The organism is Methylobacterium sp. D53M, from assembly GCF_053345625.1.
This window is the reverse complement of record NZ_JBKFAL010000034.1, coordinates 33,245-42,837: the sequence shown is the minus strand read 5'-3', so window position 1 is coordinate 42,837 and position 9,593 is coordinate 33,245. Positions and strand designations below refer to the sequence as shown.

Sequence of the window (9,593 nt, the reverse complement as noted above, 5' to 3'; positions counted from 1 at the left end):
CTCGCGCGCCACGATCTGCGCCAGCGTGGTCTTGCCCAGGCCCGGCGGCCCGACGAACAGCACGTGGTCGAGCGCCTGCCCGGTCTTCCTCGCCGCCTCGATGAACACCTGCATGTTCGCCCGCGCCGCCCGCTGACCGATGAACTCGGCGAGGCTCAGGGGGCGGATCGTCTGATCCGGCTCCGCGGCCGCGGCACCGGCCCCCTGCGCGACCGTCCTGATCGGCGCCGCCATTCAGGCCGCCCTGGCGCGACCCGACGCCTTCTCGAAGGGCTGCACGAAGGGCTGCACCAGGACCCGCCGGCCCGAGAGGTCGTGCACGCTCACCCGCCACTCGGCCCAGTCGGTGCGGTTGGCCAGCGAGCGCCGCACGTCGGAGGCGACCTTGTGGGCGCGGTCGACGAGGCGCGCCGTCGCGCGGACCTCGGTGCCGCGGGCGTCGAACACGCATTCGAGGCCGTTGGTGCAGTGGAACCGGTACTTGGCCATCCCTCGCTCCTCCTCGGCCGCCCCGCGCGGCGCTCACCCTGTGTTCACTATATGTTCTGTTCTCGGCCGGATCCAGCCCCGGCGAAGCGTCGCAGGCGTCCCTGGAACGGACCCGCGCCGGACCCGCGCCGGCCTCACGACTGCGGCCGATGGGACCGGACCGGAACACCGCGCGCCCCGCCGGCTTACCGGGCGAGACGCCTCACCGCCGGACCGGGATCCCACCATGCGCGCCACGCTCCTCGCCCTCCTGCTGGCCGCCGGCCTCGGCGCGCCCGGCCGCGCCGCCGAGGCGCCAGCGGGGTCCGACGCCCTGAAGCCGATGGTGGAGTCGAACGACCTCGTCTTCAACGGCATCACCCGGTCCGCGGACGGCCGGCTGTTCTCGCCGTTCCAGCGGCAGAGCCAGGACAAGGGGATCGAGCTCGGCGAGTGGCGGGACGGCAAGGCGGTCCCGTACCCCGACGCGGCCTGGAACGCCTGGAAGACGGGCGACGACCCGGCCAAGGCCTTCGTGGCGGTCAACGCCATCCGGATCGGGCCGGACGGGGACCTCTGGGTGGTCGACAAGGGCGCGCCCGGCATGGGCGCGGCGCCGCTGCCGGGCGGCCCGAAGCTCGTGCAGATCGACCTCGCCACGAACGCCGTGCGCAGGGTCTACCCGCTGCAGGCGGCGACCACCGAGAAGAGCTTCATCGACGATTTCCGGTTCAACGGCGGCCACATCTACCTGACGGATGCCGGCCAGCCCGGTCTGATCGTCCTCGACCGCGAGACCGGCGGCCTCCGGAGGGTGCTCGACGGACACTGGTCGACGATCGCGCAGCGCCCGCTGACCGGCCAGGGCCGGGTGCTCCGGGACGACAAGGACAAGCTGCTCTTCATCCACGCCGACCAGCTGGAAGTCTCGCCGGACGGCAAGACCTTCTACTACCAAGCGTGCACCGGGCCGCTCTACAGCATCGAGACCCGGTACCTCGACGACGCGGCCGTGAGCGACGACGAGCGCGCCCGGCACGTGAAGCTCCACGCCGCCACGGTGGCGACGGGCGGCACCGCCATCGACGCGGGCGGCACCATCTACGCGAGCGACACGGACGGCCTGCGGATCCTCAAGATCGCGCCGGACGGGACCGTGAGCACGCTGGTGCAGGACCCGCGGCTCGTCTGGGTCGACGCGATGTGGATCGACGAGCAGGGCGGCCTGTGGATCCCGGCGGCGCAGATGAATCGCACGCCGGCGATGAGCGGCGGCGCGGCCTCGACGGTCAAGTTCCCGACGACGATCTACCGGATGCAGATCGACGCCGAGCCGCTGCGCAACTGAGGATGGATCGGCCCGGTCCCAGGGGCGGCCTCGCGTCGGGCGCGCGGCGGCTGACGCCGAACCCGGAACCCGGGTTACAAGTTGGATCGAAGCGGGTGCCGGGCCCGGGACCCTGTACCGGGATCCGGCACCGAGGCCCGGCAAGAGGAGAGGATGGACCGACCATGCGCAGGATGCAGTCGTCGCGGTGGGCCGGCGCCTTCCTGGCTGCCGGCCTGATCGTCACGTTCGCCCCGCCGGCGCGGGCCGACGCCGCCCTGGTCCTGCGGGAGACCCGGCTGCACACGCCGCCGGACTCGCACGAGCCGCAGCGGGCGATGGTCAACCTGCGCAACACCGGCCCGGACCTCGCGACGAACGTGACCGTGCTCTGCACCTTCACGGGGGCCGGCGGGACGGTGCTCGACACGCAGCAGGCCTCGGTGCCGGAGGTCGTGAGCCTCGCCGACGTGCAGGCCGAGACGATCTACTACGGCTGGCCCCGCGCGAGCAGCGCCACCTGCCGCCTCGCCGAGCCGTAGCCGGCGGCCCCCGTCGCCCGCCGGGCCGGCCGACGCAGCCTTAGCGGTTTCCGCGCGTTATGGTCCGGTCCCGTGGCGTCCCAGGTCCGTTTCCGGCAGAAGGCGCCCACGCCCCGCCCCTCTGTCGCAGCGCCAGCCCCGTGCCCGTATCCCCCGCCCTCCCGATTTTGGCGATCCGCCCCGACCGCCCCGCGCGGCCGGCGGGGGAGTCCATCGCGACGCACGGGCGCTGAGCGTGGACGAGACGGGGACCGAGGCGCTCCTGCGGCGCGCCCGCGCGCTGGAGGCGGAGGCCGCCGGACTCCGGGCGCGGGCGGCCGCCACCGGCGCTGAGGCGGACGCCCCGACGCTCCCGCAGCCCCCCGCCGACCTGTCCGGGGCCGGCCTCGCCCTCCGGGAGGCCGAGGCGCGCCTGCTGCGGGCGCAGGAGGCGGGCGGGATCGGCCTGTTCACCGTGGGGGTCGCGGACGGGCTCCTGCACCCGACCCCGCAATTCTGCCGGCTCTACGGCCTGCCGGAGCGCGACACCTACCCGGCCGAGCTGGTCGAGGCGCTGATCCTGCCGGAGGACCAGGCCCTCGTCTCGACGGCGGCGAGCCGGAGCCGCGGCGACGCCCCGCGGGACGTCGCCTACCGGATCCGGCGGCCGGATACCGGCGAGATCCGCTGGATCGCCCGGCAGGGGGAGATCGAGCGCGACGCCGCGGGGCGGCCGGTGCGGTTCTCCGGGGTCGCGCGCGACATCACCGAGCAGCGCGAGGCCCGCGACGCCCTGCGCGCCGGCGAGGAGCGCTACCGGACGCTGTTCGAGGCCATCGACGACGGCTTCTGCATCATCGAGTTCTTCGACGGCCCGCACGGCCCGCTCAGCGACTACGTCCACGTCGAGGCCAATCCCGGCTACGAGCGCCACACCGGCATCGCCGGCATCGTCGGGCGGACGCTGCGCGACCTCGTGTCGGCCGAGGACGCGGAGGCCTGGCTCGAGCTCTACGGCGGCGTGCTCCGCACCGGGATCCCGATCCGGTTCGAGCGCTTCTTCGCCCAGGCCGACCGCTTCATCGACGTCTCGGCCGCCCGGATCGGGCCGGCGAGCCGGCGCCAGGTCTCGGTGCTGTTCCGGGACATCACCGCGCGCCGGCAGGCGGAGGACGCCCTGCGCGCCAGCGAGGCGCTCGCCCGGACCAACATCGAGCGCGTGCAGCTCGCCCTCGCGGCCGGCGCCATCATCGGCACGTGGCACTGGGACCTGCCGAGCGACCGGTTCACGGTCGACGAGGGCTTCGCCCGCAGCTTCGGCCTCGACCCGGCGCTCGGCCGGGACGGCATCCCGCTCGCCCAGATCGTCGCGACCGTGCATCCGGACGACCAGCCCGGGCTGGCCGCGGCCATCAACGCGGCCGTCGCCCGGGGCGGCGCCTACGCGCACCAGTACCGGGTCCGCCGGGCGGACGGGCGCTACTACTGGCTGGAGGCCAACGGCCGCGTCGACCACGCGCCCGACGGCACGCCCCTGAGCTTCCCCGGGGTCCTGATCGACGTGGACGAGCGCCGCGCCGTCGAGGCGGAGCGGGACCGCGTCGCCGCGGCGCTGCGCAGCCTCAACGAGACCCTGGAGCAGCGGGTCGCCGAGCGGACGGCCGAGCTGATGCGCGCCGAGGAGGCCCTGCGCCAGTCGCAGAAGATGGAGGCGGTCGGCCAGCTCACCGGCGGGCTCGCCCACGACTTCAACAACATGCTGGCCGGCATCGTCGGCTCGCTGGAATTGATGCAGACCCGGATGCTGCAGGGGCGGGTCGGCGACCTCGACCGCTACATCGGCGCGGCGCAGGGCGCGGCCAAGCGCGCCGCCGCCCTGACCCACCGCCTGCTGGCCTTCTCGCGCCGCCAGACCCTCGACCCGAAGCCGACGGACGCGAACCGCCTGGTCGAGGGCATGATGGAGCTCGTGCGCCGGACGGTCGGCCCGTCGGTGGCGATCGAGTCGGTGGGGGCCGGCGGCCTGTGGCCGACGCTGGTCGATCCGAGCCAGCTCGAGAACGCGCTGCTCAACCTGTGCATCAACGCCCGGGACGCGATGCCGGCGGGCGGGCGCATCGTCATCGAGACCGCCAACCGCTGGCTCGACCACCGGGCCGCCCAGGAGCGCGAACTGGAGCCGGGGCAGTACGTCACGCTCTGCGTCTCGGACAACGGCACCGGCATGACCCCCGACGTGGTCGCCAAGGCCTTCGACCCGTTCTTCACCACCAAGCCGATCGGCGAGGGCACCGGCCTCGGCCTGTCGATGATCTACGGCTTCGCCAAGCAGTCCGGGGGGCAGGTCCGGATCTACTCGGAGGTCGGCCAGGGCACGATGGTCTGCCTCTACCTGCCCCGCCATCTCGGCGAGGCGGAGGCCGAGGTGATCCTGCCGGACCTCGCCCACGCGCCCCGCGCCGAGCAGGGCGAGACGGTCCTGGTGGTGGACGACGAGCCGACCGTGCGGATGCTGGTCACCGAGGTGCTGGAGGATCTCGGCTACGCGGCGATCGAGGCGGCGGACGGCGCCTCGGGGCTGAAGGTGCTCCAGTCGGACGTGCGCGTCGACATGCTCATCACCGATGTCGGCCTGCCCGGCGGCATGAACGGCCGCCAGATGGCCGATGCCGGCCGCCAGCACCGGCCCGACCTGAAGGTCCTGTTCATCACCGGCTACGCCGAGAACGCCGCCCTCAACCACGGCCATCTCGGGCCCGGGATGCAGGTGATGACGAAGCCCTTCGCCCTGGAGGCGCTCGCCACCCGCATCCGCGGCATCATCGGCGGCGAGGGCTGAGGTCCGGCGGCCCGGGCCGGCGGTGCCCCCGGGCACACGGCGTCGCAGGCCCGCGCGGAACGGGTTCGCCGGCCCGCGCGTCATTGCCATACCGCGCCGGCGCGCCCATGAGGGCATCCTCGCGGGCGTCCTCGCGGGCGTCCTCGGCACGGTGCCCGTCGGTCGGGCGGACCCGGGAGCGAACCAGCAGGACCGCGCCAACGGAGGCGACAGGGAACCTACCGTGGACACGCAGACCATCCCGGCCGAACTCACGACCTTCTTCGCGAAATCCCACATCGCCCTGGCCCTGGCGGCGGCGGGCGACGACAACGTCCTGCTCCTGGTGAACGAGCGGTTCCACGAGCTCACCGGCTACACGGGCGCGGAGGTCGTCGGGCGCAATTGCCGCCTCCTCCAGCGCGACGCCGACAACCGGGAGGCGCGGGCCAAGATCCACGCCTTCCTGGAGAACGACCGGCAGGACACGGTGCGCACGCCGATCCTGAATTTCCGCAAGGACGGGAAGCCCTTCGTCAACCTGCTGTACATGTCCAAACTGAGGGCGCTCTCGGGCGAGGTGCGCTTTCTTTTCGCATCCCAATTCGATGTCAGCCGCTCGCAACCCGAGTTGCTTTCCGCCTACGATACGGAACTCGGCCGGACCTTGACCCGGCTGACCCCGACGCTTGCGGAGAGCGGGCTCGTCATCGAGGGCTCGCTGATGACGATCGCCAACACGGTCGCCACGGTCGCGCAGGCCAAGCTCACGCTCGCGGATCTCGATGCACCAGGATTTCCTTAACGCCCCCGGAGGCGAGGCCTCGGAGGTCCTGGACGGCGCCGGGACGGTGACCGCCCCGCCCTTCGCCGGGCCCGTCGTGGGAATCGGTGCCTCGGCGGGGGGGCTCGAGGCCCTGCGAGAGATGCTGGCGCGCGCCCGGCCGCCGACCGGCATGGCCTTCGTCATCGTCCAGCACCTCGACCCCAACCACGAGAGCATGCTGGCGCAGCTCCTCGACCGGCAGACCGAGCTGGAGGTGCTGCAGTGCGAGGGCGGGGAGCGGATCGCGGGCGACAAGGTCTACATCATCCCGCCCGGGCGGGGCCTCGTCATCCAGAACGGCGTCCTCGAACTGACCCACTTCGTCCAGCCGCGGGGCCTGCGCCGGCCCATCGACGACTTCTTCCTGTCGCTCGCGGTCGACCAGCAGGCCAACGCCGCCTGCGTGATCCTGTCGGGCACGGGGGCCGACGGCACGACCGGCCTGCGGGCGATCAAGGAGCACGGCGGCGTCTGCGTGGTGCAGCAGCCCGACACCGCCCGCTACGACGGCATGCCGCTCTCGGCGGTCGGGACCAGCCTCGTCGACTTCGTGCGGCCGCCGGGCGAGATCGTGGACTGCCTCGCGAGCTTCTTCCGCCGCCGCGGCACCGACGGCGTCGACGACGAGGCCCGCCTCGTCGCCGACCACATCGACGACCTCTGCCGGGTCATCCGCGCGGCGGTGGGCCACGACTTCTCCGGCTACAAGCGGACCACCCTGGTCCGGCGGGTCGAGCGGCGCATGCACGTGCTCGGGCTCGAGTCCGGCCGGGCCTATCTGGGCCGCGTCCGGGCCGACAAGACCGAGTGCGAGGCGCTGTTCCGCGACCTCCTCATCAACGTCACCCGGTTCTTCCGCGACGCCGAGCTGTTCGAGCTCCTCCGGGAGCGGGTGGTGGAACCCCTGCTGCGCACCTGCGATCCCGAGGAGGACATCCGGGTCTGGATCCCGGGCTGCTCCAGCGGCGAGGAGGCCTACAGCATCGCTATGCTGTTCGCCGACGCCGCGCGCCGCCTCGGCGTGCCGCTGGCGGTCCAGATCTTCGCCACCGACATCGACGAGCGCATGCTCCAGATCGCCCGGGAGGCGACTTACCCGGCCGCCGCGCTCGCCGACATCCCGGCCCATCTGCGGGAGCGCTACGTCGTCCTCCACGCCGAGCGCTTCACCGTCGCGGCCGAGATCCGCGACCTGATCCGCTTCTCCAGCCACAGCCTGGTCAAGGACCCGCCCTTCTCGCGGGTCGACCTCCTGTCCTGCCGCAACCTGCTGATCTACTTCGACGAGCGCCTCCAGCAATCGGTGGTGCCGCTGTTCCACTACGCGGTCCGGCCGGGGGGCTACCTGTTCCTCGGCCCCTCGGAGAGCGTCAGCCGGTTCGAGCACCTCTTCCCCGTCATCGACCAGCATGCCCGCCTGTTCGAGCGGCCGCCGGGCGCGCCGCAATACCCGATCGACCTGCCCGGGAGCGCGCGCCGGGGCGAGGTCCGGCGCGGCGGCCGCGAGGAGCGCCGCGGCGAGCCCTCGATCGCCGACGAGACCGTGGCGGTGCGCCGCGTCATGGAGCGCTACGCCCCGCCCAGCATGGTGCTCAACGAGGATGGCGGCATCATCGCCGCCTACGGGCGCCTGAGCCGCTACTTCGACTTCCCGGTCACCCGGACCGGCGGCACCAGCGCCATCACCCTGGCCCGCCCGGGCCTGCGCGACGTGATCGGGCCGCTGCTCCGCCAGACCCGGGACGCGCGCAAGCGCGTGGTCGTCCGCGACGTGGAGATCCGCTCGGAATACGGCGTCCAGCCGGTCGAGCTGATCTGCGATCCCCTGCCCGACGGCTCGATGCTCCTGGTCGTGCGCGACACCGGCGCCTTCCGGGCGGCGGACGACCTCGACCTGATCGAGATGGATGCCGGCGGCGACCACGTCGAGGCGCTGGAAGAGGAGCTGCTGCGCACCCGCTACAAGCTGCGCTCGGCGGTCGAGGAGCTGGAGACGACGAACGAGGAGCTGAAGAGCTCCAACGAAGAAATGATGTCGATGAACGAGGAGCTCCAGTCGACGAACGAGGAGCTGTCCACGGTCAACGACGAGCTGAAGATCAAGGTCGAGCAGCTGACCATCGCCAATGCCGACCTGCGCAACTTCTTCGAATCCACCGACCTCGCCGTCGTGGTGCTCGACCGCGAGCTGAAGGTGCGCAGCTTCACCACGGCGGCCACCACGATCTTCCCGCTGCAGCCGGGCGATCGCGGCCGCCCCCTCGCCGACGTGTCGAGCCGGCTCGCCGGGCACGAGTACCTGCACGACGCCCGGGAGGTCTGCGCCGGCGGCTCGGTGATCCAGCGGCGCGTCGCCACCCGGGACGGAGAGCGCACGCTCTCGCTGCGGGTGCTGCCCTACCGCCTGCAGAACGGCAGCGTCGACGGCGCCACCCTGGTGCTCACCGACATCACCGAGGCGCTGTCGCTGGAGCGCCAGCTCGCCGCGGAGCGCGAGCGGCTGGAACTGGCCGTGAAGGCCGGGGGCATCGGCGTCTGGGAATACAGCCCGGATGCCGGGACCGTCGTGGTCGACAGCACCGCCGGCACGATGTTCGGCCTCGCTCCCGACGCCCCGCACCCCACCGCGGCCCTGGCGGCCAGCGTGCTGCCCGAGGACCGTCCCGGCTTCGAGGCGGCGCTGTCCGAGGCGGCGCACGGCCTGGACGAGTTCGAGGCGCGCATCCGCGTGCGCGCCGCCGACCACGCGCCGCGGCACATCCGCAGCTACGGGCGCCTGACCCGGAGCGGCGACCGGAAGCGGATCGTCGGCGTCTGCATCGACGTGTCGCCCGAATACGCGCTCGCCGAGACCCGCGACCTGATGCTGCGGGAGATGAACCACCGGGTGAAGAACCTGTTCGCGATCATCGGCGGCATGATCTCGGCGGGCGCCCGCACGCACCGGGAGATCGGCGTCTTCGCAACCGACATGCGCGACCGCATCTCGGCGCTCGGGCGGGCGCATTCCCTGGCCGACCCGTCCGACGGCCAGGGCATGAGCGACCTCGCGGGCCTGATCGGCGCGACCCTGCGCCCGTACCGCGACCACGTCCCCACGGTGATCGAGGGCCCCCTCGTGGCGATCAACTGGCGGCACGTGTCGTCGCTGGCGATGATCCTGCACGAGTGGGCGACGAACTCGGTGAAGTACGGCGCGCTCGGGGCCGACGACGGCGCGCTGTCGGTCACCTGGGACCGGCAGGAGGCGGGACTCGTCCTGGACTGGTGCGAGCGGATGGCCCGTGTCCCGGAGCCGAGGCCCGGACGAGGTTTCGGGACGATGCTGGTGGAGATGTCCCTGCGCCAGCTCGAAGCGACCGTGACGCGCAGCCACGACGCCGCCGAGTACCGGATCACGCTGCATCTGCCCGAGGCGGCACTCCTGCGGAGCTGACGCGCGCTCAGGGATATCCGTGCGTCGGCCGTCCTTGCGAGCGCAGCGAAGCAATCCAGTCGGCGCCACGCTTGCCGATGCTGCGCGACCCTGGATTGCTTCGCTGCGCTCGCAAAGACGGCGAGGTCTCCCGATCCTTCACTGCGGTTCGGGAGGCGTCACGATGCCGGAAGGCGCCGGACGAACCGGCGCCCCGC

At 72.7% G+C, this 9,593-nt stretch carries 7 protein-coding genes; 5 read left to right on the top strand and 2 right to left on the bottom strand.

Annotated elements, in window-relative coordinates; genetic code table 11:
* On the bottom strand, positions 1-234 hold a 234-nt coding region (locus ACLBYG_RS28490), incomplete at its 3' end, for an AAA family ATPase (RefSeq protein WP_447683693.1).
* Positions 235-489 carry a DUF6894 family protein gene (locus tag ACLBYG_RS28485; RefSeq protein WP_056524526.1) on the bottom strand — a complete coding sequence of 85 codons (255 nt, stop codon included), beginning with the start codon at positions 487-489 and terminating at the stop codon, positions 235-237. It lies immediately after the preceding gene.
* A 226-nt stretch (positions 490-715) separates the two neighbouring features.
* Between ACLBYG_RS28485 and ACLBYG_RS28480 the strand changes: the two genes are divergently transcribed.
* The 5 genes from ACLBYG_RS28480 to ACLBYG_RS28460 all read left to right on the top strand — a co-directional run bounded on the left by ACLBYG_RS28480 (position 716) and on the right by ACLBYG_RS28460 (position 9,396).
* A complete protein-coding gene (locus tag ACLBYG_RS28480; protein WP_091683246.1) occupies positions 716-1,816 on the top strand; it encodes an SMP-30/gluconolactonase/LRE family protein in 1,101 nt (366 codons plus the stop codon).
* Between the two features lie 164 nt (positions 1,817-1,980).
* Complete coding sequence (locus ACLBYG_RS28475; RefSeq protein WP_447683692.1) at positions 1,981-2,337, top strand: hypothetical protein; 357 nt, start codon at positions 1,981-1,983, stop codon at positions 2,335-2,337.
* A 235-nt stretch (positions 2,338-2,572) separates the two neighbouring features.
* Positions 2,573-5,155, top strand: coding sequence for a PAS domain-containing protein (locus ACLBYG_RS28470; protein ID WP_447683691.1), 2,583 nt, complete (start codon positions 2,573-2,575; stop codon positions 5,153-5,155).
* 223 nt (positions 5,156-5,378) lie between these two features.
* Positions 5,379-5,939, top strand: a complete 561-nt coding sequence (locus ACLBYG_RS28465; RefSeq protein ID WP_024828800.1) for a PAS domain-containing protein — start codon at positions 5,379-5,381, stop codon at positions 5,937-5,939.
* Positions 5,920-9,396: a CheR family methyltransferase gene (locus ACLBYG_RS28460; RefSeq protein WP_447683690.1), complete on the top strand. Its 3,477-nt coding sequence runs from the start codon at positions 5,920-5,922 to the stop codon at positions 9,394-9,396. Before ACLBYG_RS28465 ends, ACLBYG_RS28460 begins: the two co-directional genes overlap by 20 nt.
* The last annotated feature ends 197 nt before the right edge of the window (positions 9,397-9,593 follow it).